Origin of the sequence: Bacteroides sp. MSB163 (genome assembly GCF_036416795.1) — a bacterium.
In the GTDB taxonomy this organism is placed as follows: Bacteria; Bacteroidota; Bacteroidia; order Bacteroidales; family Bacteroidaceae; genus Bacteroides; species Bacteroides maternus.
In genome coordinates this window covers 1,642,695-1,666,576 of sequence record NZ_CP143867.1, presented here as the reverse complement: position 1 = coordinate 1,666,576, position 23,882 = coordinate 1,642,695, and the positions used below count along the sequence as shown (strand labels likewise).

Below are 23,882 nucleotides of genomic sequence, written 5' to 3'. Positions count from 1 at the left end.
AACGCAGCCACTCGTAGCTCGTAGCTTGTAGCTCGTAACTATTTTATTACTTCGTCACATACCGCATCCTGAAAAGCACGTGCTTTAGCTCCTGAAAGTACATTCTGATTCATGATGGCAAAAGCCACTTCATGCCCGTTTGCGGCACGCAAATAGCCGGCCAAGCAATTAATAGCTGTAAAGGACCCGGTTTTGGCATGTACATTCTTATGAGAGGGAGTCCCGCGTTGCATCCGGTATTTTAATGTTCCGTCCACACCGCCGATAGGCAAAGCCTTATACAACTTCTGAAAAACATCCGTGCGCGAATAAGCAAACTTCAGGAAAGAAACCAGCAGATCAGGAGAGATATAATTATAATTGGAAAGCCCACAGCCATCAGCCAGTTTATAGCTATCCGCATCTCCTCCCAAAGCTTTTATCTGCTTACGAATGGCAGAAAGCCCGTCTTCATCCGAAATTCGTTTTTTACCGGTAGCTTGGGCACCCAAACGACAAAGCAAAGCCTGGGCATTCAGATTATCGCTTTCTTTCATTATCTGATTGACTACATCCTGAGTGGAAGTCTCAAACAAAGCCATTTGCACTGAAAGGCTATCTTTTTGCAATTCGTTGAAAGCATAATCGGCGGGGCATTGGATACCTTTTGCTTGCAGGCGTTCAAGAAAAGTATGCATAAAGAAATCCTGGGAGGAATAGATATTCACCGTACCTATCCGCTTACTTTCCACGTTTCCTTTAATAATCACATTATTGCCATTCTGCAACCAATCCCGGGAAACACCGAAACGTCCGGCAGAAGGAGTACGGGACTGGGTTTCATTGGTCACAGTATAATAAGAAGAGACGGGAACACATTCGATATTTGCCATTTCTCCTTTCTCACCCGGAGAAGCGGTTACGGTAACCAGACCTTTATTCAGCATCAACGGTGAGAGATAGGGTTGGTATGAGGCAGGCGTATCATCCCATGCCCAGCCACTTCCCCAATAGATGGAGTCTTTCATAGAAACATCACCGTATACATTGCCCGCTATCACCGAGAAGGGAAAGCGGCTCACCGTATTCACCAGCGAGTCCAAAGCTTCATCATCAAATTCAGGATCATATCCACCGACAACATATATGTCACCTTTCAGTGTATCCCGTTCAATCACTCCCTGATACCATACCTCCGTTTTAAAAGGTTCATCCGCATCGGGGCGGGCAAGGGCGGTAATGGTAGTCAGCAACTTCATGGTAGAGGCCGGACGGGAAAGTTTATCCGATTGATAGGTATATAAGGATTTCCCTGTAGTCAGATCGTATACGGATATACCAACGTTGGAACCGGCAGGAAGCTGATATTTTATCAGGGTATCCAAGCGGGAAGAGAGACTCTTAGCATTCGTATTCTGCCCCCATAGTACTATGGGAATAAATAAGAGAATCAGTTTTACAATTTTCATCGTTCTAATATTTTATATGAGTCCTGAAAAGTGCTAAGAAGCGATTGTGATTATCATAATGCTTCCTTAAAGATTTCAGAAACCGTAGGATGGGGGAAAATGATTTTCTTCCATTCCGTAGTAGTCAGTTTCAACTCGATGGCCATACCTGCCAAAGTGATGATTTCAGAAGCCGGATTGCCCAATACATGCGCCCCCACTATCGTTTCATCATCCGCAATCAGAAGTTTGCAAACTCCATTCACACCTTCATTTTCAGCAACGAAACGCCCTGAGTAGGCCATTGGAAGCTTTACAACCCGATAGTTGATACCTTTTAGTTGCAGAACCTCTTCCGTTTGCCCCACACCGGCAATCTCCGGATTGGTATATACCACCCCGGGAATAGCCCAATAGCTCATAGCATCCTTCTGGCCAAGTATGGTATGTACGGCTACTTCCGCCTCACGCACGGCTGTATGTGCCAGCAAAGAGAAACCCGTCAGATCACCACATACATATATGCCCGGAACAGAGGCCTGCATACATTCGTTCACACAGATATTTCCCCGTTCAGTCCTTCGTAAGTCCAGGTTTTCGAGTCCGAATCCTTTTATCACCGGACGACGGCCTACGCTCATCAATAATCTATCAGCCAATACAGCACCTGCACCTTCCGCATTCTCATAATTCACCTGTACCTGTGGTTTCCCATCATCGGAAGAAGCCTCAGTAATAGATACCACTTTTGTGCTAAGCATAAACTTAATTCCACGTTTGGCATACTCTGCACGCAACATAGCGGAAAGCTCCTTATCCATGCCGCCCAAAATTTCATCAAGCATCTCTATCACAGTGACCTGCACGCCCAGACTATTGAAGAAAGAAGCAAACTCGATGCCAATCACTCCACCACCGATAATGGCAAGTGACGCGGGAAGCTCCTTATTATCCAAAGCGTCGCGATGCGTCCAGAAAGGTACGGTATCCACACCGGGAATAGGCGGAACAAAGGTTTCCGAACCCGTACAAAGAATCAGGTTTTCACATTCATAAGTTTCGCCACCACACTGCACGGTATTCTTGTCAATGATAGTAGCCTCTCCCTGCACGATATTTACACCGTGTGCCGTCAGTTTGCCTTTAACGCCCAGCACCAGCTTGCGCACTACCTTCTGTTTGCGGGCAATAATCTTCGGCAAGTCAAATGAGACTTCGGAAACATTCACCGCATATTTGGAAGCATGACGCGCAGCATCATACGTCTTTGCCGAATACAACAAGGTCTTGGTAGGGATACAGCCTTCATTGAGGCAGACTCCACCCAAATTCTGTTTCTCGAACAACACTACACTCAAACCGGCTTTTCCGGCTGTTTCGGCAGCAGTATATCCAGCAGGACCTCCACCGATAATGGCAACTTGGTATTTCATAGTCTTATTTATTAATATACTTGTAAACTGCCTGCAAGTTAATAAAAACCTCTCTTATCTGCACAAAAGAATTATCCTTTCTTTGTCTTTTTCACCGTACGCTTCATCTTTAAGGCATATAAATTCAGCTCTATCGAAGATTCGGTTTCTGTTATATCCCCTTTCTCTTCTACAGACAATAATTCGTGAAGTAACTCACTGCTGCGTTGGGTCAATGTTTTCTGTTTACCTTCATCTGTTTCTGTTGACAAGATATTTAGATTGCGGGAAAGTTCTCTTAAATGGGCAAAAGATTCTATAATGGCAAGAGTCATAGCCGTAGCCCGGGGACTTTTCAAAACGGTGGCAAGCATATAAAGTCCTTTTTCGGTGAAAGCTTTAGGTTCCATTGTAGCATGCTTTAATGTTTTGAACCGGTCGAAATTTTCGACCAGTTCCTGTTTCTCAGACACTTGCAAAGAAACAAGATACCCTTCCGGGAACTTATCCGGATTATTTCTCACCGCTTCATTCACCCGCTTCGTTTCTACTCCGTACAGCGTTACCACATCTCTATCCAACAGTACTTTTTGTCCTCTCAGTTCTATTAGGCATGCTTCTATTTCCTATTCTCTGATAACTTGTAAATTGTTTTCTATGCTCTATATGTATTTTGTTGATTTAAAGACCTACAAGGTACAACTAATATTCTACAAAAAGCATCCTCTCCTATCTTTTTCTTACTAAAAAAACATACCTTTGTTTGCAGTATTTTCCAATAAAATACGTCTATAAACAAAAGCTATTTAAACGAACGAAACTAAAGATACATGAAACGAACAAACGTACTCCAAGCGCTAATATTCTCCATTGTCATCCTTTTCGGTGGAACAGCCTGTGATAATGCAAATGATGAACGTTTCTCTTCTACAGAAGAATTTACTGTCGAAGGCGATGCAAGCTCCATAGAAATCCCGATGACCAGAACCAATTGGATTGTGGCTTCCGTTATGTACCCGGATGGAGGCATCATGACAGATGAGAACGGGTATCCCTTGAAACTGGAGGGTATAGGTACCGTACGCTTCCATTGGGGCAGCATCACCCGCGACAAGGCAAAATCCCTGACTATACAACTGAATGACAACTTTGCAGGGGAAGAGCGCAGATTGATTCTCAAACTGAGTAGCGAACAAGGACTTTACTCAGAACAAATATTCATCCGGCAGAAAATATGCACCAATTACTATCAGATAGAATCCATCACTTACTCCCTGGATGAATTTGATGGAGTAAGAGAAGCCGGAACAAAGCCTTGGGGAATCACCTGGATAGACAGAACCGGTAGCGGAGAAGAAATAAAGAAAACTTCTTTTTTCCCCTTCTACAATGCTTTTACTGAATATTACTTCGACACCGATACTGGCGAATATCCCAAGGAATGGATGAATCCCGAAGGAGAAAGCCGCTATGTGGATATGCCGGGAAATATTGTAGACGGACAAATTATCTTCGAGCAAGAAAAACAGAAATACACCGACAGAGGAATGTACAGAGGTGAATTAAAAGATATTAGTTTCGAGGTGGACATGGTCGGCATGAAACAAAACAGGTATCAGGCTGATGTCTATTATAAGACCTTGCAAGTCAGTTACACTATGACCTTGTCAAGAGCCGGCAGTGACACAAAGAAAATCATTACAGGGAAACTGCTAAAGAATTACCCTTATGATTGTTCTCCTATACGCCATGAAGTCAGCGATCTGCCGCCGGAAGACGCATAGACGGTAAGTTTTCAACAATCTCCTCCCTGCTCACGGTAGGAGGTTGTTTCTCCGCTAACTTGCGACACACCAATCTGCCTATTTTCAAGGCTTCTTCTTCTGATGCAAAGGCCGTCTTCTCGCCTATGGCAGGTATATAAGGCTGATAAATCAGTGTATCTGCCCCGTAAACCACCACATATCCATACCCCCCTTCCACTTGCATGGAACGGCAGGATAACTTCTCTCCGGCAGCATTCGTACAACCGGAACAATAAGAAAGGCATACTGCCACAAGGGACAGCACACCTATCTTCACAATAAACACCAGCTTCATAAATCTTTATATAGCAAAAACACTAATCAACATCTTCCTGCTCATAAGGCAAGAGCTCATAGACATCATCAAAATAACTGGTTCCCGAAGATCCCGACAGAACAAAACCCCGCTTACCTGTGGAGAAAGATACTGCATAGGAACGCGATGAGCCTCCGGAACTGACATTATGCACATTCGTCATCGGCGTATAGTCATCATCAGAGTCACCATACCACAAATCTTCTTCCGGATCATATACCCAATAATCACTGGTCACCCCACTACGGGTTCCTGTTGCGATATATCCCCTACCGTCTATAACGAAAGATACGGTACCCGCACGGGTAATGGCATAATCGTCGTCATAATCTTCATCGCTATCATTATCGGCAATGTCGCGCAACTGCTTCCAATCGCTACCATCGAACTTCCATAAATCGTCTACCAGAGTACTGTTGTTCTCCCCACAACAGATGTAAGCCACATCATCTATAACGAAAGCTGTACCGTACCGGCGTTTATATCCACCGAATCCATTCACGATTGTCCATTGCTGTCCGGTAGCAGCATTAGGGTCGAAACGATAAAAGTCTTTCAGGTAGTTGTCATTATAACCCGTACCCACATAGCCATATTCTCCGATGGAAAAAGCCAGTGCGCCATAACGTGCACCTCCGCCAAAGTCATCTTTCTGCGTCCAGGTGTCTGTATTGGGATCATACTCCCAAGTATCTGCCAGGTTCGTAGACTCATTTTTCTGGACACCAGTGCTAATGTATCCTTTTCCATTCAGAGCAAACGAGGCGGCACTGTGGCGACCTTGCGCCTCATCGGGCATATCGGCGCATTGTGTCCAATAATCATTGTTGATGTCGTACACCCAAAGGTCCTTCAGGTACGTCTTGTTCGTCCCACGGAAGCCGCAGCACAGATAGCCTTTATTATCGATGGTGAAACTACTGGCTTGTCCCCGTGCAACCCCGTTCAGGTCCGACCTTCTCATCCATACACCCTGGGTGTATTCATCGTCGTCCGTACAACTGCCGGCCAGGCATCCAACCGCCAGCAGCATCATTCCAAATAATAGTCGATTCATTTTTTCTTCAGAACTTATTTTGATTACTATATTTTTGGTAGCAAAAGTAGGCGGCAGGCACTTCATCAGCAAATATAACCGACAAACAGCACTAATTTTTCGGTAAATAGCTTTACCGATAAAACCCGCCCGATAGCCGATTTTAATAGGAAGATATGGAAGATTTCATTTTCCTTTGCGAAAGAATTTAAGAGTTACGAGCTACTGGCTACAAGTGCCTTTCGGTATGATAGCGCAGCCACTTGTAGCTCGTAGCTTGTAACTCGTAGCTCAAAAACACTATGAACAATGAAAAAGTTATTGTATAGCCTGATTATAACGATCGCCGCCGTCTGCGCCTGCCAGGACGAAAACTCAGAACTGGGCAAAAGCCTGGTCGACAGTTCTTTCTACAATATATATGTAGACACCTGCACCGTGGATATCAGCACCATTCTTATGGACTCCATAGAAACCAGGGGAGACAGCATCTGCCAGCTGGGGCATTACAAGGACCCGTCATGGGGCGAAGCCTCTGCCACCTACTATGCCGAATACTCCGCAAACAGTTTCACGCCCAACGAGAACTACAGCTATAGCTTCGACTCACTCGTACTGCGGATGACGCCCTCCGGCCACTTCTGGGGCGATACGCTGACACAGCAACGCATCTCCGTATACCGGCTGAAACAGCCTATTTATCTGGATGATGACGAAGATTTATACACCACCACCGTGTTGCCCACCGAGAGCACTCCTCTGCTCAGTTTTACCTTCACTCCACGTCCCGGACAAAAAAGAGAATTGGAGATACGTCTGCCCGACGAACTGGGTAAAGAACTGCTGACAGACCTCATAGCCGAAGAAGACTACTTCGACAGCCAGGATAAGTTCAAGGAAAAATTTCCCGGACTGGCCCTCGTGGCCGAAAGCAGCGGAGGATGTATCACCGGATTCCTGGTGAATGAATCATCCATGACCATCACCCTGCATTATAAAGAGATAACCAGCCAGCGCACGGAAAAAGAGCTGGTATTCAGCGTAAATACAGACTATGCCTACACGGGTATTCGTCACGACCGGACAGGGACTTCCCTTGCCACTCTGGAAAGCGGAATAGAAAACCTTATTCACTCCTACGATCTGGACAAGCATGCGTATATGCAGGGACTAACCGGACTCTACAACCAGATAGAGTTCCCCTACCTGAACAATTTGCAGGATGCGGGAGAAATCGTCTCCATAGAAAGCGCCACCCTCTACCTTTATCCGCAGGCCGGAAGCTATAACAAGCTGAACCAGTTACCGGAAGATATCCGCCTCTACATCACAGATGAAAACAATGTGCTGGAAGACTATGTATATGGTAGCGACGGTGTAACGGTACAGACCGGCAATCTGAGCGTGGACGACATGTTCGGACGGGATACCTACTACTCTTTCAACGTGACCGAATTCATCCGCAACAACTTCGGCACATGGGGCATCAAACGACAGAAACTGCTGCTGAGTCTGCCGGACAATGAAATGATAACGACCTTCAATCAGATCATCTTTGCCAACGACCCCGACCGGGAGAGACAATGCAGATTAGATATCAGATTTAAAACATACAACGAGAAATGAAACATCACCACCAGATTCTCCTTACGCTGTGCAGTTTATGTGCAGCAAGCCTCTCTGTCGTAGCCCAAAACACCACAAACCTGCCCACTTCCATGTATGGAATAGGTGAATTAAGCGCCAGCGACGGCGGACGCTATGCCGGAACGGGCAATATCGGCATCGCCCTGAACAAGCCCGGCTTCCAGAACACTCTGAACCCGGCAGCCATCACCCGAATGGACAGCACCTGCTTTATATTCGATGTCGGTGCATCAGCTTCGTATGCCCGTTATTCTTTTCAGAATGATCACAGTTCCAGCTTTATGGGCAATCCCAACCGCTTCAGCATAGGCTTCCGTGTGTTGCCGCGCTGGTATGCCATGGTGGGTGCTTCGCCCTACAGCAGCGTAGGATACGTCATCCAGACCGAAGAAGAGGTGGAAGGAATGCCCGGAAGCTATACTTATTCGTTATTTGAAGGATCGGGAGGCTTATACCGCTGTTATGTTACCAATGCCTTTGCACTGACCAAGAATCTGTCGGTAGGCGTGAATCTGGGCATCATACTAGGAACAGTTACCCAAAGTGAAACACAGGAGAGTGCCATTGTGGAATATGAATCTTCCAAACGCGCCTTTTACGCCGATTTCGGAGTACATTATGAATTCAATACTACCGGAAGGCAGAAGTGGGCGGCCGGATTAGTGTTTGCTCCCTCCCTTCAGATCAGCCACGACAACAGTCTGACTTATAGCAATTCCTCTACCAGCGACAACCTTGACAAGAGCTACCATAGCCGGACACAATACCTGCCCATGCACATCGGCAGCGGAGTGTCCATGACTACCGAACGTTGGGTGGTTACCGCCGACTACAATTACCTGGACTGGAGCCGTAACACTTCATCCTACACTTCCATGAAATATGAGAATCAGCACAAGATGAATATCGGGGGAGTTTATACCACAAATCCACGCTATCCCCGGTCCACTGAAATAATGGGAGGGGTAGGCTTCAGCAATTCTTATATAAATCTGAGAGGTGGCAAAATGAAGTATCTGGAGGTCAGTGCCGGGGCAAGTTTTCCCATTCGTTACTCTTATCTTTCATTGGGCGCCACTTGGCGGAAACAGATAAATTCACGTAGTAGCCTGATGCAGGAAAGTCGTTTTAGCATAAACCTGAATCTTAGGTTCGGAGAAAGAATATCACGGGCAAAGCTGAAATAAGGCTGATATGACAAGCATAACTACCTGTATGATAGAGAACTTGGTGTCCCACTAAGTTCTATCGTAGTGGGAACTACATTCAGTCGTAGTGAGAGCTACATTCAGTCGTAGTGGGAACTACTTTCAGTCGTAGTGGGAAACACCTTCAGTCGTAGTGGGAAGATCTCCCACCCCTATACCGATGTGAGCTGATTCCGGAAACAAACATCGCAACAGGTTAAAGAACAGAATAATCAGCAATATAATTCTTCAGTTTCTTCCGGTAAACCTCTCCGATAGGAATACTTCTTTTGTCCAAAGCAATCTTGCTGCTTTCTATGACGCGTATGCAGTCTTTACGTATAATAAACGAACGGTGAACGCGTATGAACTCATCGGAAGGCAGTTTCTCTTCCATATACTTCATCGTGCACAAGCTCAGCACAGGCTTTGGCTCGTCCTTGCTATAAATCTTCACATAATCACCCAACCCTTCGATATAGGATATCCGGGATATATCCAAGCGGAAAATCCGATTGTCAGACTTCACATAAATCACCTTGAGCGTTTCCGTCTGGCAAGTTTCCGTCTGAGACTTTTCGGGAAGAACGGTAAGCAGCATTCCCGTTTCACCTTTCAGGCTGAACCAACGCGAAGCCTTATTCACTGCTTCGAAAAAAACCGGAAAACTGACTTCAGATATCAGATAGTCCAATGCGTCCAGCCGAAAGCACTCGGCGGCATACTGGGGAGTATCCGCAATAAATATGACACGGGTGGACGGAGAGAGTAGTTTACTGAATTCCATCCCGTTGATGCCCTCCGTTTCTTCCTGCCCGATTCCTACAAAGTAAAGGTGTACCTTATTATCATAATAACCCTTCAAAGCCTCAATAGGATTACTGTACTTTCCACACAAAGCAAGAAAGGGTGTCTTGGCTATGAACGCTTCTAGTTGTTCACTCACCTGTCTGTCGGCATGCAAAATAGCACAAGTCAAATTCATCATCATTTCTCTTATTTTTAGAAATTAGACGGACGACTCTCGCGAAGGCTGCAACAGGTGAATAGAGAATTAGTATTTCTTCACTTCATTTAAACGATTAGTAAGGGTTTTTATGAACATATCTTCCTTCACCGGAAGCAGCACGGCACATTTCCCCTTCGTTCCGTACTTCACCAGCACATAGCGCATCACGGCGAAACGTCCTATTTTCATGGACGAAGCCCGCTCCACAGAGATAATGTCTTTCAGGGATATTTCCTCCGAACGGGAAAATCGTCCGTAAAAAAGGAGGAGCCTGTCGTCTGTGGTCAGCGTATACGTGGTATGAATGAGGCGCTCGATGGCGATGACGAGCAAAAGCATGAAAAGGATGGCCATGAGGGCATGCTGCATCCACATGGAATAAATAACGATAATCGTTGTCAGCACTAAAAACAAATATTGCCCTATAGCAATGCGGGCATGGAAGATACGATTCATTTTGTTCCGTTTTTGCCGCTAAGATAGGTATTTTTGCGGAACGGCAGGAGTTATCCTTCCAAGATCTCCCGCAATTTATCGCCCAACAGCTTTTCTTCCTCCAATCTCATCTTCCAGCATACCGACTTACGGAACATATACACCTGGTCGGCCGGCAAACAAAACAGTTGCTCAATCTCATCTACCGACTGCCCAACGGCAATCAGCATGCAGAGCAATTCCTCATCTTTCGTGATATCCGGAACCAGCTTCTGCACCTTATCTATAAAGCTTGGATAATGAAAAATAAATATCTCGCGGAAAACGGCTCCACGCGCTCCGCAAAGCATATCCTTCGAAGCATAGGGCGATTCATCGGAAATCATCTCTATCAAAGCCCTACTGATTTCTTTCATACACAATCGTGACATCTTTTCCACCTAATTTATTATTTGGTTAGTCTTCTATAAGACTACAAATGTGCAGAAATAATAAGATTAAATCATAAATAAGCAATATACAATCCAATATACAAAAATGTATCTCTCTCATTATCAAGCTCAATAAAACATAAAAAAAAATAAAGGTAGCACTTTTTCCTTTTTTAAAATGGAATTGTATCTTTGTCCGGCAAACCCAATAAATTTCTATCTTATGAAGATAAAAACACTTATATTACTCCTCATGCTGTCAGTCGGAGCCTGTACCGCATCTTCAAATTCTTCAAGCGATCAAGACACACAGCAATGGCAGCAGACTATCCAACAACTGAACACATTACTGAAAGAGAGAAAGCATCAGGCAGCCATTGACGAAGGCAAACAAAAGATATCCGAATTGTTAGCCGTAGCAGATTACACCGAACCCAAAGATACAGTGGTCAAATACGCCCGGCAGATGATCAATCTCTTCTATTTCAGTTATCTGGCCAGCAAGCAATTCCGTCCCGGCATAGAATATCTGGACAGCCTCAACAACGCTCCCTTCCTGCAACAGCATTGTAAGCACGAATTATTATCCACCCGGGCAGGCTTGCACCAGATGTACGGAGACAATGAGGTAGCTATCCGGCTGGCAGATGAATACTTGCAATTACCCGAATACGATGATGCCGACCGTTACATTCCACAAGCCGAAATTGTCAGCGGAGTTTATATCTATTCCGGTAACGATGTTCCTCAAGCCATCCGACTCCTGGAGAAAGCGATGGAATATTACCATCAGGGAGGAAAATTCCACAATATGCTTCGCATCATATCCCGGCTAGGCATCTACTACCGCCTGGTCGGTGAATACGAGAAAGCGGTAGCCACCAACCAGGAAGCCATCAACAGCTATAACGACAGCATAGCCCCGCCTAATATCGTGATAGCCTATGGCGAACAAGCCAACCTCTATGCCGAACTGGGCATGTACGACCGTGCCTTAGAAATGAATTCAAAAGCCCAATATTATTCACTCTTGAAAGACAGCTTCGGACTGGGCGATCTCTATCGCTATCGTGCAGAAATATTCCGCAGAACCCAGAATAAAGATTCTGTATTCTACTATCTGAACCAGGCCGGGAAAATTTCAGCCGGACAGAAGAGCTTTAAAGGTGTATTTGTCAATAAAGTCCTCACAGTAGATAGCTATCTGGACTATCCGGACTCCGTACAAAAGGCATTGCAGCTTGCATTAAGCATTTGTCCGGACAGTACCCGCATGCCTCAATGGGCCAGGTATGACCTGAATCTTCATTTAGGACGTGCTCTGATGGAGACAGGTAAGGCCTCACTAGGAATACCTCTTATAGAAAAGGCAGCCCGTGGATTTGCCCGGATGGACATGATCGGAAAAGAGAAGAGTGCCAACCGGATATTGATGGACTATTACCGGAGGATGAGAATGGACGATGCCTTCTTCCGTTGCTACGACCGCGACCAGCTCTTCGCCGACTCTCTGAATCTGGATGAAAAGATGCGTGCCGTTGCTGCCGCCAATATCCGGTTTGATGCCGAACGCAAAGAGAAGGAAAATAAACTGCTTTCAACACAAGTGGAGCTGCAACAACGCCGGTTATTCTTCAATATATGCATCTCCATCGCATTATTACTGTTACTTATCATTTCCATTGCCTACTTCATCACCCGAAAAAAGGCGAACCGCCTGTTATTGGAAAAGCGTAGACAAGAAATACAGAAACTAATTGCCCGCCAGCAGGAACTGAACAGACACAACGAGGAACTATCCCAACAGATAGAACAAATTATGGCAACCAACAATCTGAATACCATCAGCCAACTCACCGGTCAAAGCCTGCTCAGCAAAGAAGATGAAAACAACTTCAGAAAGTCATTTGCCGCCATATATCCGCTCTATCTGCCCAAGCTGCGGGAAAAGTACCCGCAACTGACGCGCAGCGAAGAACTGCTTGCCATGCTCATCTGCATGAATCAAAGTACGGATGAAATAGCCTTGATAATGGGCATCAACCGGAGTAGTGTCAACATGATCCGTTCGCGTATGCGTAAGAAAATAAAGCTTACAAAAGATGAGTCGCTGGATGAGGTTATAAAGCAGTACTTATCATAAAATCGTGAATTAATATACAGGAAAAGTACAAGCAACCCAGTTATTTTGTAGCTTTGCAGTACTTAAACATACGAAATATGATTAAAGAGTTCGACTTTTTAGTAATTGGTTCCGGTATAGCCGGCATGAGTTTCGCTCTGAAAGTGGCTCATAAAGGTAAGGTAGCACTCATCTGCAAGACGGAACTGGAAGAAGCCAATACCTTCTTCGCCCAAGGGGGAATTGCCTCAGTAACCAATACACTGGTAGATAACTTCGACAAGCACATTGAAGACACCATGATTGCAGGCGACTGGATCAGTGACCGCGCCGCCGTGGAGAAAGTAGTGCGCGAGGCCCCCGGACAAATCAAAGAACTGATAGACTGGGGAGTGGACTTCGACAAGAACGATAAGGGAGACTTCGACCTCCATAAAGAAGGCGGTCACTCCGAATTCCGCATTCTGCACCACAAAGACAATACAGGTGCCGAAATACAGGAAAGCCTTATCAGAGCCGTAAAGACGCACCCCAATATCGAAATATTCAACCGCCATTTTGCCGTAGAAATCATCACACAACATCACATGGGTATCATCGTAACCCGCCATACCCCGGGCATCAAGTGCTACGGAGCGTATGTGCTGAATGAAGACACGGGCGAAGTGGATACTTTCCTTTCCAAAGTGACGCTGATGGCTACGGGGGGGGTAGGTGCTGTCTACCGCAATACCACCAATCCGCTGGTTGCTACCGGAGACGGTATTGCCATGGTCTACCGTGCCAAAGGTTTCGTACAGGATATGGAATTCATCCAGTTCCACCCCACAGCGCTTTATCATCCGGGCGACCGCCCCTGTTTCCTGATTACGGAAGCGATGCGCGGATATGGTGCTGTATTGCGTAATATGGGTGGTGAAGAGTTTATGCAGAAATATGATCCGCGTCTTTCTCTTGCTCCGCGTGATATCGTGGCACGTGCCATCGACAGCGAAATGAAGCAACGCGGTGACGACCATGTATATCTGGACGTTACGCACAAAGATCCGGAAGAAACCAAGAAGCACTTCCCGAATATCTACGAAAAGTGCCTCAGCTTAGGTATCGATATCACCAAAGACTATATCCCGGTAGCTCCTGCCGCACACTACCTCTGTGGTGGCATCAAGGTAAACCTGAACGGAGAATCTTCCATCAATCGCCTGTATGCCGTAGGAGAATGTTCTTGCACAGGTCTTCACGGAGGCAATCGTTTAGCTTCCAACTCTTTGATTGAAGCGGTTGTCTATGCCGATGCCGCTGCCAAACATGCGTTGAGCGTGCTCGACCGCTATGAGTTCAACCACGAAATACCGGAATGGAATGCCGAAGGAACAGTGACCAACGAAGAGATGGTGCTTATTACTCAAAGCATGAAAGAAGTGAACCAGATTATGGGAGCCTATGTAGGTATCGTACGAAGTGACTTGCGTCTGAAACGTGCCTGGGTACGTTTGGATATGATATATGAGGAAACGGAAGACCTCTTTAAACGTAGCAAGGCATCCAGGGAAATTTGCGAACTGCGTAATATGATTAATGTAGGATATCTGATTACACGTCAGGCAATAGAGCGCAAAGAAAGCCGGGGGTTACACTATACGATTGACTATCCGCACGCAAAGAAATAGGATAACTCCTTTATTAATGCCGAACGCCCGGATGTTTCTTCAAGCGAAACACCCGGGCGTTCTTTATCATAGAAATAAGAATTTCTTAATAGTTTTCTTTTTTCACTTCAAAGTAAGCCTGCGGATGCAAACATGCCGGGCAAACTTCAGGAGCTTCTTTACCTGTGAAGATGAAACCGCAATTACGGCATTGCCATACTACTTCACCTTCTTTAGCGAATACTGTAGCATTCTCGATATTGTTTACGAAAGCCAGGTATCTTTCTTCATGCCCCTTTTCGGCTATTGAAATGTTACGGTACATAGCAGCGATTTCATAGAAACCTTCTTTTTCCGCTACGTCAGCAAAGTGAGGATAGTCCAAAGACCATTCTTCGTGTTCACCGGCAGCAGCTTCTTTCAGGTTATCCAGTGTAGTGCTGATAACACCGGCAGGATAGCTTGCTGTAATTTCTACCATACCACCTTCCAGATACTTGAACATACGTTTAGCGTGTTCTTTCTCCTGATCAGCCGTTTCAGTAAAGATAGCAGCAATTTGTTCGTAACCTTCCTTCTTAGCTACACTTGCAAAATAAGTGTAACGCATTCTTGCTTGTGATTCTCCTGCAAATGAGGTCAGCAGATTCTTTTCTGTCTGAGTTCCCTTAACACTTTTAGCCATAGTTCTTTTTCTTATTTAGTTAGTAATTACGTATCAATTGTCGTTAGTCATTCTTATTTAACAACACAAAAATAAGGATTTTGTTTGATGTTTACACATTTTTTATTCATCGGATTTATCTATACAGACATAGATAACATCTATTTCCGATACAATCTATTCAAGCAATAATGAACTAAAGCCTTAACTGTCCGCTATCTGATAAACTTCCAACAGTCGAAGTTAAATAGCTCATCTTCGCCGCCTCTAAAGATGAAGTAAACATCGTGCACGCCTTTTACTTTATCAACCTGAGCCTGGAAAGTCTTCCAACTTTCCGGACCACCTGTATTGCCAATAACGCAGGTACCAATCAGCGTACCTTCTTTGTTATCCAAACGAATTTCTATTTGCCCACCGGAAGAAGACGATGCAGCAACTGCTTCAAATGACTTCGCCCCTTTCTTGAAATCGACATTGCGCACACGGATATAATCCCCGTCGTGGATAGCCGTAACATACATACCTGCCTCACTCTTTTCTGTCTTCAAGCCCTCACTCCAAGCTATTGTCTCAGCTTCAACGCGACGGTAAGGATTCAGCTTACCCACCGGATCTACGCCTTTTGCCGTCCAGAACGGAAGTTGCTGAATTGTGCCATCCGGATTAAAGGTCAGTTTCTCTACACAAATAGAGCGTCGCTCATAGTGCTGGGAAATCTTGGAAAAATGGATATCATAATTGAAGCCAAAGACATACGTATTCCCTTTATAGTCGATAATGCCCGGATGATTGCCATTTGATCTTCTGTCACCTTCCATAATCATACCTTTATATACCCAGGGACCGGTCGGAGAGTCACTCATCGAATATCCCATGCCTTCGGGACAGCAGGTGGATGCGAACGCCATGTAATACTTATTCTTTCTCTTGTAAGCCCACGGCCCTTCCTCATATAAAGTGGGGCGTTTCTGATTCCCCTTCCGTTCGCCAAAAGCCTCATGTGTCATCCGCTCGTGCACTACTTCACCGTCACAGGAAATCATATCTTCATTCAACTTCACATAGTATAAATCCGGATTTCCCCAATACATATAAGCCTGCCCATCATCATCAATCAGCACCGTAGGATCTATATCAGCATAACTGTTTTTCACTAATGGCTTTCCAATGGGATCTATAAACGGTCCATAAGGACTATCGGCAACCAGCACTCCGATGCCTATCCCACCGGGCATCGGACAATACATATAGAATTTCCCGTTGCGTTCAATACACTGCGGTGCCCAGGCACCATTGTCATAAGGAACCCATTTGAAGTCTTTCAGCGAGGCAACCACTCCGTGATCTGTCCAATTCACCATATCAGTCGAAGTATAAAGCAGCCATTCGCGCATGACAAAGCCTTTCGCATTGTCATCGTCATGGCTTGAATAAAGGAATACAGTATCATTGTGCACCATTGGTGCCGGATCAGCTGTATATTTAGTCTGAATGATCGGATTGTTAGTCTGTACTTTCAACTTTTTCGAGATCCTATATAAACCTGCACCGTGATAATTGATGACAGGTGAGAACTCCGTTCCCGAGAAGTTACCAAGATCCTGATTCCTCCAGATATCACGTACTTTGGCAGCTCCGTCAAATCCTAATTCTTTCAGGTCTACAGTCACTTTCCGGTTGGCAGGATGTGACTCCCGGGGTTCTTTCTGATCTACATAGAACAGTGCCAGATATCTATCTCCATTTCGGGGATCATCAGCTGTCCAGGCTATAATGCCATCTTTATTATACCATTGCTTGTTGTTTACAGAGTTCCGATGTACATAGAGCACTTCTTCATTCGTTATCAGCGAATTGGTGAATTTATCATTATCAGGCAAGTGCCCGCCGAACATCAGCGGCGACTTAAACATAGCAAACAACGTCATAACCATATATTGTTCATCCCGCGTAAACTTGCTCATACGGGCATTACCTCGAAGATCAATATGTCCCAGCGGCAACATATCGGCATCGGGCCATGCGCCACGACCTATATAAGGCGCCCATTTGGGACATACTTCAAACTGATGGTAAAGATGCGGCCAATTGTCCCAGAAATCATCTACCGTACGCCACATATTAGCATGCCCTACAGCGTGATCCGCCTTGTTCACATCGGTTTCTCCCGGTGACATGCTCAATACAATCGGCCGTCCGGTACGGTCAATCGCCTTCCGTATCATCTCTATTTCCGCCTGATGATAAGGACGGGAAAGATCATCAATCTTAACAAAATCCACTCCCCATGAAGCATACAGGTCGAAAATTGAATTATAATATTCCTGTGCTCCCGGTCTGCCGGCTACAATCGTGTAGTTATCTCCCAACCAAGGACATTTCCAGTCGGTAGAATAAATATCGGCAGCCGTTACTCCGCCGGCATCTTTCACTGGCAATTTCTTCTCTACGGCAAGTGTGGGTACACCGCGCATCAGATGGATACCGAACTTCAATCCTTTACTGTGGACATAGTCAGCAAGAGGCTTAAATCCATTTCCGTTGCCAGCTGATGGAAAACGGTTCACGGCAGGCATATAACGGCCGTATTCATCGAGCACATATTTAGGATCTTTGAAGTTATAGTAACCGGTAGTCTGATTTTCCACAAACCAACGGATATCCACAACAATATACTCCCATCCGTAGTCTTTCAGGTGCTCCGCCATATAATCGGCATTGGCTTTTACTTCCGCCTCAGTAACATTAGCTCCAAAGCAATCCCAACTATTCCAACCCATAGGCGGTGTTTCTGCCCATTTATGGAAATCAGCGTTCCGATTTTGATTATTGTTCTGCGATTGTACCCCACAAACTGTTAAAAGGGTAATGAGAAATAAAGTTAGTCTCTTGTTCATGATATATAATATTACTTGCTCAATTTACATTCAATCCGCTATTACTTCTTTTTCTACCACAACTTCTTTTTCGTCAGTGTATGGATTTACAATCTCAGCTACTTCGGCGGCAGTCTTCGGCTTCACAGTAATACCTTCTTTGGTCTGCTCAACATACGCCATACGTCCGTCGGGTAGATAATAAAGATAGTCAACGCACACGCTTCGGCGCCCTGTGGCACCGGATTTACCATCTATGGTAAGTATTGCATTATGATAGAACAGATAGTTTTGTCCCTTGAATTCAATGATTCCCGGATGTATGGTAAAGCTATTTTCTGCCATTCCTGTCAAGACTCCACGATAGGTCCATGGACCTTCCATGCTGGGCGCCGTGGCATAGCTGATTGTTTCACGCCCCTTCCCCATCGATGCATACGTCAGATAGTAAAGATTTTCACGCTTATGAATCCATGGCCCTTCCACAAATTTCGGCATTTTAAGAATCTCTATATTTCCGTCCAGTTCTATCATATTGGGTTTAAGTTTCACCAAGAAGCAGGTACCGTTACCCCAGCTCATCCATGGTGTGCCGTCATCATCCACAAAAACGGTCGGATCGATATCGTTCCACCATCCACGAGGACCGTTAGGAGTCATATCATCTGTAATAAGCGGTGTACCCCGAGCATCGATGAAAGGTCCCGTCGGACTGTCCGATACTGCAACTCCTACCACCTTACTATTATATGGCGCACCCGCCTGTACCGTTGTATAATAATAGAATTTCCCATCTTTCTCTACAACTTGGGAAGCCCATGCTTCTCCAACTCCCCATGAGAAATCCGTAGGCTTCAGCACACTTCCATGATCAGTCCATGTTTTCATATCTTTTGTTGAATAACACAACCATTCGGTTATGTTAAAATCCTGTCCTTCTTCAGCCTCATCATGACCCACGTAGAGGTACAGCCTCCCATTATGTACCATGGGTGCCGGGTCAGCGGTAAACTTATCCGTCACTATCGGATTACCTTCCGAAATAAACTTCACTTCATTACTTTTCTCACCACAGGCAGATAAAATCAGATATAAACTAACAATAAAAAGAGTGTTTCTCATGATAAAAACAATTAAGTAAGTAATTCTATTTTTTTATATTTCATTGAACCGGTGTAAATTTATAAAGAAGTACCCCATGAGCCGGAACATTGAGAGACAATGGCTTCCGTCCTGTATCCAAGGTTCTTATATCCTTTTGTCTCCAAAGGTCACGCACAGTTTGTTTACCCGTAATACTCAGTTTATCAAAATCACGGAAAGAGATATCAGCCTTTTCCCGGTCGAAATTACAGAAACCAACCGCCTTACTGCCATCTTCAAGTTCTTTCACATAAATACGTAATTCCCCTATTGAATACACACATGTGGCTTGTTTACCCAAAGGATCCTGATTAACAGCTATCACCTCATTGTTAGTCAACAGACTCAGAGTAAAATCATCCATTTTCTCCAAATCGCAACCTATCAGAAGCGGTGCGGAGAATAAACTCCAAAGACTGAAATGGAGATACTGTTCATCAGGTTTGAGCTTGGTTTGGTGAGGATTTCCCCAACCTACAACACCTAAAACCAGCATGTCCGGATCATTCCAGTTACCGGGTTTCGCCCATGCAGCTGCACGGTCCTGAGAAAGAGCGATACCTTTCACACTTTCCCAAGTATCGGTGATATCGTTAGTCGTACGCCAGCACTGGCCTCCAACGGCATCTCCCCATTTCCAGACATCCCCCATACCATACTGACACAGGTTATAAACAATGTCTCTGGGCTGCTGACGCAAATAGTCCCCCATAATCTTAAATGGCTTTCTACCGGCAATTGAATCCCCTCCCCCTTGAAACGCCAAGGAAGACACGCTGTAAGGATCCTTATCTAAATCACGGTCAAGAACTCCCCCGTAACTGCACCAGTCATATTTCAAATAATCAAGCCCCCATTTGCCATACATATCGGCATCTTGCTTTTCATAACCATAACTGCCTACGCAACCTCCGCAAGTCCACGGACCGGGTGAAGAATAAATCCCCACTTTCAGTCCAAGTGAATGTATGTAGTCCGTTAACCCTTTCATATCAGGAAATTGGGCATTAGGTATGATATTACCCTGATCGTCACGCAACCGTCCACCTCTGGTCCGGTCGTTGGGATCTCTGTGATGTTGCCATGAATCATCTATATTGATATAGGTCCAGCCATAATTCACTAAACCACTTTCAACCATAGCTCTTGCCGCTTGTTTCACTTTCTCAGCCGAGACTTCGTGTCCGAAACAGTTCCAACTGTTCCATCCCATCGGCGGGGTAAGCGCAATTCTGTCACCACACTCAATACGAAGTTTTCTTTCTGCCGTTCCTTTCACATTTTTCGCCTGTAAAACCACTTCAAATGTACCGGCCTTGGTTAGCTTACCCGTAATCAGACCCGTTTCCGGGTGAATCTCCAGTCCTGCCGGTAATCCCTCCGCTACAAATGCCATCGGACGATCGCCTGTGGCCGCTACCTGATATTGGAATGGCGAACCGGGACGCACTCCAAACACAGAGGCCCCATTAATTCTTGGCGTTGCGGGAGCCGGTGGAGTCAGTATATAAGGTTCCGTAGCAATGAATTTAAGTGTAGGAAAACTCTTCTTCCCTTTTGATATTATCTTTGCATCCGCCCAGTCAGCATGGTCATAGTAAGGCCCGTCACCACCGTCAGCAACTATCAGCTCAAGCCTTTTGACTCCATCCAGTGAAACCGAACATGATTTAGGCGCATCTCCCGCCTTTACAATCCCACTGGACCAAAGCCTGGCTCCATCTCCTATTACAACAAATTCGGCGGATGTCTTATGCTCGATGATCTCATCATCCAGTCCTACCTGAGCCGTAAATGATACGGCTTTGCCATCCAATTGAATTGCTATCTCGCTGACAGAATGAGTACCCACTCCACGTTCAAACGTTTGTCCTCCGATTGTCAGGGTTTTACCGTCAACCGATTTATTTTTCATAGCTACTCCATGACCTTGAGTCATAGCTGTCAGATCCAAATCATCAAGCCATACAGTATGGGGCTGACCACATCCTGTAATTATAGAGGCTATTGCAAATCCTACAAGGGTCAATAGCGGTTTCATATTATTCTTCATGTCTTTTTAAAATTCAAATCATTGTTTCAAGTAAGCGCTATAGTGATATCACGATTGATTTTCCCTCATAGATAACGCTCTTATTTACTTTTGACTGATAAATTCCAGTGCCTGACTCCGGCGTTACAATTACAATATTGAAGTCCATTCTTTCCTTCATTCCCGCGAACGAACCTTTTCTGTCACTGATAGTAAGGGTCTTATCCGAATCACTCCACTTCAGGTTAAACGTGCTGAACCGGCCTTTCTCATAATTGTAATTGATTCCTTCGTCTTCATAAACAGAATAAGAGCCATCAGCCCCCGGATAAATACGGATTTCCCACGGTTGTTCCGTCTCCTCCGATGCATACTGTTTCTGAGGTCCTAACGGCAAAATGGAACCCGCTTTCACAAACAAAGGAGTCTTCATAAGATCCACATTTACATCTGTAAATATGCCTCCCTTATGAGGTGTACCATTCCAGAAATCTACCCAGCCGGCCTGACATTCCGGAAGATAAACCTTCATCCGGTTAACGCCGCTTTCTACCACCGGAGCCACCAGTATAGAAGGTCCGAACATGAACTGATAGTTTTGTTCCAGTGCAAAACGGTCTTCAGGGAAGTCCATCACCAACGGACGCATCAAAGTAGAACCTTTGAATGAAACCGCAGCATTTTGTGAATAGATATAAGGAAGAAGCCTATAACGTAAATCCAGATACCGGGCAATGATATGTTCCACCTTTTCTCCATATCGCCACGGCTCGGTATTACTCATATAGCCATGCACACGCATCAATGGGAAAAATGTTCCTGCCTGTATCCAGCGGATCAACTGTTCATGGTATCCGGTATTTGTATATTGGTCGCCCGGACGGAAGAACCCGCCTGCATCATAAGTCCACCAAGGCAGCCCTGTCGCCATCTGCCCCAATCCCCCTACGATTTGCCGGCGTAAGGTTTCCCAGTCATGTCCTACGTCTCCCGACCACGTGGCGGCTGCATAACGTTGCATTCCTGAAAATCCACTGCGAGTAAAAATCATAGCTCGCCTGTCAGGATCATCCTGACGTAAACCTTCATAGATTGTCTTGCTGACATACATCGGATATACATTCCGGTAAACCTCTCCCGGAGTTTGTTCACGATTGATGCGGCGGTTCTGCAAATCATCATTCTCCGGTTCGGTGGCATCCTGCCACCAGGCATCAATACCATATTTCAATAATCCGGTACGGAAATTCTGCCAATAGAAAGCCACCGCATCCGGATTGAAAAAGTCAATCCAATCACTGCCCGGTATGTAATATCCCTTTTCCTTGGCTTGTTTCCCCACTTCGGACTGAGCATCAATTTTAGACCATACAGAAATCATCAAACGCATATCCATCTCATGGAGTTCCTTCAACATACTTCCCGGATCAGGATATCTGTCTTCATCAAACTTCATGGCATTCCAGCCATATTTTCCCCAATATTGCCAGTCCTGTACAATCATATCGATAGGCAATTTCCGTTCCCGGAATTCACGGGCATTCTCCAGCAATTCCGCCTGAGTATTATAACGCTCCCGGCAATGTATATATCCCAGACTCCACAAAGGCATCATGGGGGCAGGTCCGGTTAGTTCCCGATAGCTGGCGATTACTTCATCTCCGTTACCGGCAAAAACCGTATAATCCAACATTTGGGCAACCGGAGAACGAAATACAGTCTCTTCCGAAACAGGACGCCAATACAACACAGGCTTATCATTGCGCTCACCTTGCACTTCTATATCGTGCTTGCCGGCTGTCAGCTCCACAATGGCAGAAGTAGTGGGAGGCAACCATAAATTATTGACATCCACAATCTTTTGTCCATCGATAGCCAGATAATACTTCCGTGCCATTCGCTGTCCCACATCCAACAACAAAGAATAACTACCGGAACGAGGTACTTCCACCGAAGCTGTAAACGAATAGGTTTGTCTGGTTTCCCTTACATTTCCACTCGTACCGGTGGTATTTACCGTAACAGCCTCTCCACTAGCATTGGCAGGAGTCAACTCGACAGATTTATCTGCCGGATTGAAATCCGTCAATCCATAGTTGTTCCACAGCAGCCCATAGCCTTTACTTGAAAGAATAAAAGGAATAGAAATCTGCGTATTCACCTGCGTCAAACGCCGTGTCAATCCCCGGATATTCAGATAACCGTCCTGAAACTGCCCTGTACCATATATGTATTCATCTTTCGGAGAAACAAAACGCTGTTCCACCTGATAGGTAGGCTCATTCTGTACAGAAGAAACCTTCATGAAACGCCCGCCAACTTTCTCTTGGAGAATGATACGCTTATTCGCATCTTTAAAAGTCAAGACTTCCGTACCTTTGTCGAATTCCACAGAAATTCCATCCAGAGATAAAACCAGCGATTGCTTATCTTCTGTAACTTCATATTCAGGAACAGGAAGTTTTTCTGTATAGATAAGCTCTTCCATAGGCGCCGAACCCGGTTGGGAAAACTGTACCCGGACAGCATTCTGATTTAATGGTATCAGCGAAAGTAATCCCTGTTTCAGTTCAAGAACGACTTTCTCTTTTTGCTTTGAAGCACATGCCGTATTCAACAAAGCAACACAGAACAACAGGATGATTCCTGTTGTTCTGATATACTTTCTTTTATTCCTCATAGTATTTA

Annotated in this window: 18 protein-coding genes and 1 pseudogene; 5 read left to right on the top strand and 14 right to left on the bottom strand. The window is 45.2% G+C overall.

Annotated features, from left to right (window positions below):
- Nucleotides 1–38: 38 nt before the first annotated feature.
- The 3 genes from dacB to VYM24_RS05695 all read right to left on the bottom strand — a co-directional run bounded on the left by dacB (nt 39) and on the right by VYM24_RS05695 (nt 3,462).
- On the bottom strand, nt 39–1,448 hold the full coding sequence (dacB, locus tag VYM24_RS05705) for a D-alanyl-D-alanine carboxypeptidase/D-alanyl-D-alanine endopeptidase (protein WP_330941717.1): 1,410 nt from the start codon (nt 1,446–1,448) through the stop codon (nt 39–41).
- 53 nt (nt 1,449–1,501) lie between these two features.
- Nucleotides 1,502–2,860: a dihydrolipoyl dehydrogenase gene (gene lpdA / locus VYM24_RS05700; RefSeq protein ID WP_291549899.1), complete on the bottom strand. Its 1,359-nt coding sequence runs from the start codon at nt 2,858–2,860 to the stop codon at nt 1,502–1,504.
- A 71-nt stretch (nt 2,861–2,931) separates the two neighbouring features.
- Nucleotides 2,932–3,462, bottom strand: a complete 531-nt coding sequence (locus tag VYM24_RS05695) for an ORF6N domain-containing protein (RefSeq protein ID WP_330942217.1) — start codon at nt 3,460–3,462, stop codon at nt 2,932–2,934.
- A 207-nt stretch (nt 3,463–3,669) separates the two neighbouring features.
- Between VYM24_RS05695 and VYM24_RS05690 the strand changes: the two genes are divergently transcribed.
- Nucleotides 3,670–4,623, top strand: coding sequence for a hypothetical protein (locus VYM24_RS05690; protein WP_291549898.1), 954 nt, complete (start codon nt 3,670–3,672; stop codon nt 4,621–4,623).
- Here VYM24_RS05690 and VYM24_RS05685 read toward each other — a convergent pair.
- Both VYM24_RS05685 and VYM24_RS05680 read right to left on the bottom strand, forming a co-directional pair.
- Nucleotides 4,595–4,939, bottom strand: coding sequence for a DUF4907 domain-containing protein (locus VYM24_RS05685; protein ID WP_291549896.1), 345 nt, complete (start codon nt 4,937–4,939; stop codon nt 4,595–4,597). The genes VYM24_RS05690 and VYM24_RS05685 overlap by 29 nt on opposite strands.
- A 22-nt stretch (nt 4,940–4,961) precedes the next feature.
- Nucleotides 4,962–6,017, bottom strand: coding sequence for a Kelch repeat-containing protein (locus tag VYM24_RS05680; protein WP_330941716.1), 1,056 nt, complete (start codon nt 6,015–6,017; stop codon nt 4,962–4,964).
- A 288-nt stretch (nt 6,018–6,305) separates the two neighbouring features.
- Between VYM24_RS05680 and VYM24_RS05675 the strand changes: the two genes are divergently transcribed.
- Entirely contained in the window at nt 6,306–7,622 is a 1,317-nt protein-coding gene (locus tag VYM24_RS05675; RefSeq protein WP_291549894.1) for a DUF4270 family protein, read from the top strand.
- On the top strand, nt 7,619–8,830 hold the full coding sequence (bamG, locus tag VYM24_RS05670; RefSeq protein WP_330941715.1) for a BamG family beta-barrel-assembly machinery protein: 1,212 nt from the start codon (nt 7,619–7,621) through the stop codon (nt 8,828–8,830). Before VYM24_RS05675 ends, bamG begins: the two co-directional genes overlap by 4 nt.
- A gap of 217 nt (nt 8,831–9,047) precedes the next feature.
- Here bamG and VYM24_RS05665 read toward each other — a convergent pair whose 3' ends face one another.
- The 3 genes from VYM24_RS05665 to VYM24_RS05655 all read right to left on the bottom strand — a co-directional run bounded on the left by VYM24_RS05665 (nt 9,048) and on the right by VYM24_RS05655 (nt 10,705).
- Nucleotides 9,048–9,821: a LytR/AlgR family response regulator transcription factor gene (locus tag VYM24_RS05665; RefSeq protein WP_291549891.1), complete on the bottom strand. Its 774-nt coding sequence runs from the start codon at nt 9,819–9,821 to the stop codon at nt 9,048–9,050.
- A gap of 63 nt (nt 9,822–9,884) precedes the next feature.
- A complete protein-coding gene (locus tag VYM24_RS05660) occupies nt 9,885–10,295 on the bottom strand; it encodes a PH domain-containing protein (protein WP_291549889.1) in 411 nt (136 codons plus the stop codon).
- Nucleotides 10,296–10,345: 50 nt separating this feature from the next.
- Nucleotides 10,346–10,705, bottom strand: a complete 360-nt coding sequence (locus tag VYM24_RS05655; RefSeq protein ID WP_330941714.1) for a helicase — start codon at nt 10,703–10,705, stop codon at nt 10,346–10,348.
- Nucleotides 10,706–10,928: 223 nt separating this feature from the next.
- On the opposite strand from VYM24_RS05655, the gene VYM24_RS05650 reads away from it, so the two are divergent.
- Both VYM24_RS05650 and nadB read left to right on the top strand, forming a co-directional pair.
- Nucleotides 10,929–12,848, top strand: a complete 1,920-nt coding sequence (locus VYM24_RS05650; RefSeq protein ID WP_299090906.1) for a soluble NSF attachment family protein — start codon at nt 10,929–10,931, stop codon at nt 12,846–12,848.
- A 77-nt stretch (nt 12,849–12,925) separates the two neighbouring features.
- Nucleotides 12,926–14,497: an L-aspartate oxidase gene (gene nadB / locus VYM24_RS05645; protein WP_291549885.1), complete on the top strand. Its 1,572-nt coding sequence runs from the start codon at nt 12,926–12,928 to the stop codon at nt 14,495–14,497.
- An 85-nt stretch (nt 14,498–14,582) separates the two neighbouring features.
- Here the strand turns inward: nadB and rbr are convergent, their stop codons facing one another.
- The 6 genes and pseudogenes from rbr to VYM24_RS05615 all read right to left on the bottom strand — a co-directional run bounded on the left by rbr (nt 14,583) and on the right by VYM24_RS05615 (nt 23,874).
- Nucleotides 14,583–15,161, bottom strand: coding sequence for a rubrerythrin (rbr, locus tag VYM24_RS05640; protein WP_007216470.1), 579 nt, complete (start codon nt 15,159–15,161; stop codon nt 14,583–14,585).
- A 194-nt stretch (nt 15,162–15,355) separates the two neighbouring features.
- Nucleotides 15,356–16,975, bottom strand: coding sequence for a family 43 glycosylhydrolase (locus VYM24_RS05635; RefSeq protein ID WP_425286651.1), 1,620 nt, complete (start codon nt 16,973–16,975; stop codon nt 15,356–15,358).
- A pseudogene (locus VYM24_RS05630) lies at nt 16,976–17,923 on the bottom strand (glycoside hydrolase family 27 protein); the annotation flags it as partial.
- A gap of 147 nt (nt 17,924–18,070) precedes the next feature.
- Nucleotides 18,071–19,141 carry a glycoside hydrolase family 43 protein gene (locus tag VYM24_RS05625; RefSeq protein ID WP_291549884.1) on the bottom strand — a complete coding sequence of 357 codons (1,071 nt, stop codon included), beginning with the start codon at nt 19,139–19,141 and terminating at the stop codon, nt 18,071–18,073.
- 40 nt (nt 19,142–19,181) lie between these two features.
- The gene (locus VYM24_RS05620) at nt 19,182–21,215 is read right to left on the bottom strand and encodes an NPCBM/NEW2 domain-containing protein (RefSeq protein WP_291549883.1); all 2,034 of its coding nucleotides are present in this window, start codon (nt 21,213–21,215) and stop codon (nt 19,182–19,184) included.
- A 37-nt stretch (nt 21,216–21,252) separates the two neighbouring features.
- Nucleotides 21,253–23,874 (bottom strand): glycoside hydrolase family 31 protein, encoded by a 2,622-nt coding sequence (locus tag VYM24_RS05615; RefSeq protein ID WP_330941713.1) that lies wholly within the window; start codon nt 23,872–23,874, stop codon nt 21,253–21,255.
- Between the last annotated feature and the right edge of the window lie 8 nt (nt 23,875–23,882).

What these genes read in the sequence shown, in the direction of transcription:
- dacB (WP_330941717.1), bottom strand. Translation starts at nt 1,448, where the DNA reads ATGAAAATTGTAAAACTGATTCTCTTATTTATTCCCATAGTACTATGG.
- lpdA (WP_291549899.1), bottom strand. Translation starts at nt 2,860, where the DNA reads ATGAAATACCAAGTTGCCATTATCGGTGGAGGTCCTGCTGGATATACT.
- VYM24_RS05690 (WP_291549898.1), top strand. Translation starts at nt 3,670, where the DNA reads ATGAAACGAACAAACGTACTCCAAGCGCTAATATTCTCCATTGTCATC.
- VYM24_RS05685 (WP_291549896.1), bottom strand. Translation starts at nt 4,939, where the DNA reads ATGAAGCTGGTGTTTATTGTGAAGATAGGTGTGCTGTCCCTTGTGGCA.
- VYM24_RS05680 (WP_330941716.1), bottom strand. Translation starts at nt 6,017, where the DNA reads ATGAATCGACTATTATTTGGAATGATGCTGCTGGCGGTTGGATGCCTG.
- VYM24_RS05675 (WP_291549894.1), top strand. Translation starts at nt 6,306, where the DNA reads ATGAAAAAGTTATTGTATAGCCTGATTATAACGATCGCCGCCGTCTGC.
- bamG (WP_330941715.1), top strand. Translation starts at nt 7,619, where the DNA reads ATGAAACATCACCACCAGATTCTCCTTACGCTGTGCAGTTTATGTGCA.
- VYM24_RS05665 (WP_291549891.1), bottom strand. Translation starts at nt 9,821, where the DNA reads ATGATGATGAATTTGACTTGTGCTATTTTGCATGCCGACAGACAGGTG.
- VYM24_RS05660 (WP_291549889.1), bottom strand. Translation starts at nt 10,295, where the DNA reads ATGAATCGTATCTTCCATGCCCGCATTGCTATAGGGCAATATTTGTTT.
- VYM24_RS05655 (WP_330941714.1), bottom strand. Translation starts at nt 10,705, where the DNA reads ATGTCACGATTGTGTATGAAAGAAATCAGTAGGGCTTTGATAGAGATG.
- VYM24_RS05650 (WP_299090906.1), top strand. Translation starts at nt 10,929, where the DNA reads ATGAAGATAAAAACACTTATATTACTCCTCATGCTGTCAGTCGGAGCC.
- nadB (WP_291549885.1), top strand. Translation starts at nt 12,926, where the DNA reads ATGATTAAAGAGTTCGACTTTTTAGTAATTGGTTCCGGTATAGCCGGC.
- rbr (WP_007216470.1), bottom strand. Translation starts at nt 15,161, where the DNA reads ATGGCTAAAAGTGTTAAGGGAACTCAGACAGAAAAGAATCTGCTGACC.
- VYM24_RS05625 (WP_291549884.1), bottom strand. Translation starts at nt 19,141, where the DNA reads ATGAGAAACACTCTTTTTATTGTTAGTTTATATCTGATTTTATCTGCC.
- VYM24_RS05620 (WP_291549883.1), bottom strand. Translation starts at nt 21,215, where the DNA reads ATGAAGAATAATATGAAACCGCTATTGACCCTTGTAGGATTTGCAATA.
- VYM24_RS05615 (WP_330941713.1), bottom strand. Translation starts at nt 23,874, where the DNA reads ATGAGGAATAAAAGAAAGTATATCAGAACAACAGGAATCATCCTGTTG.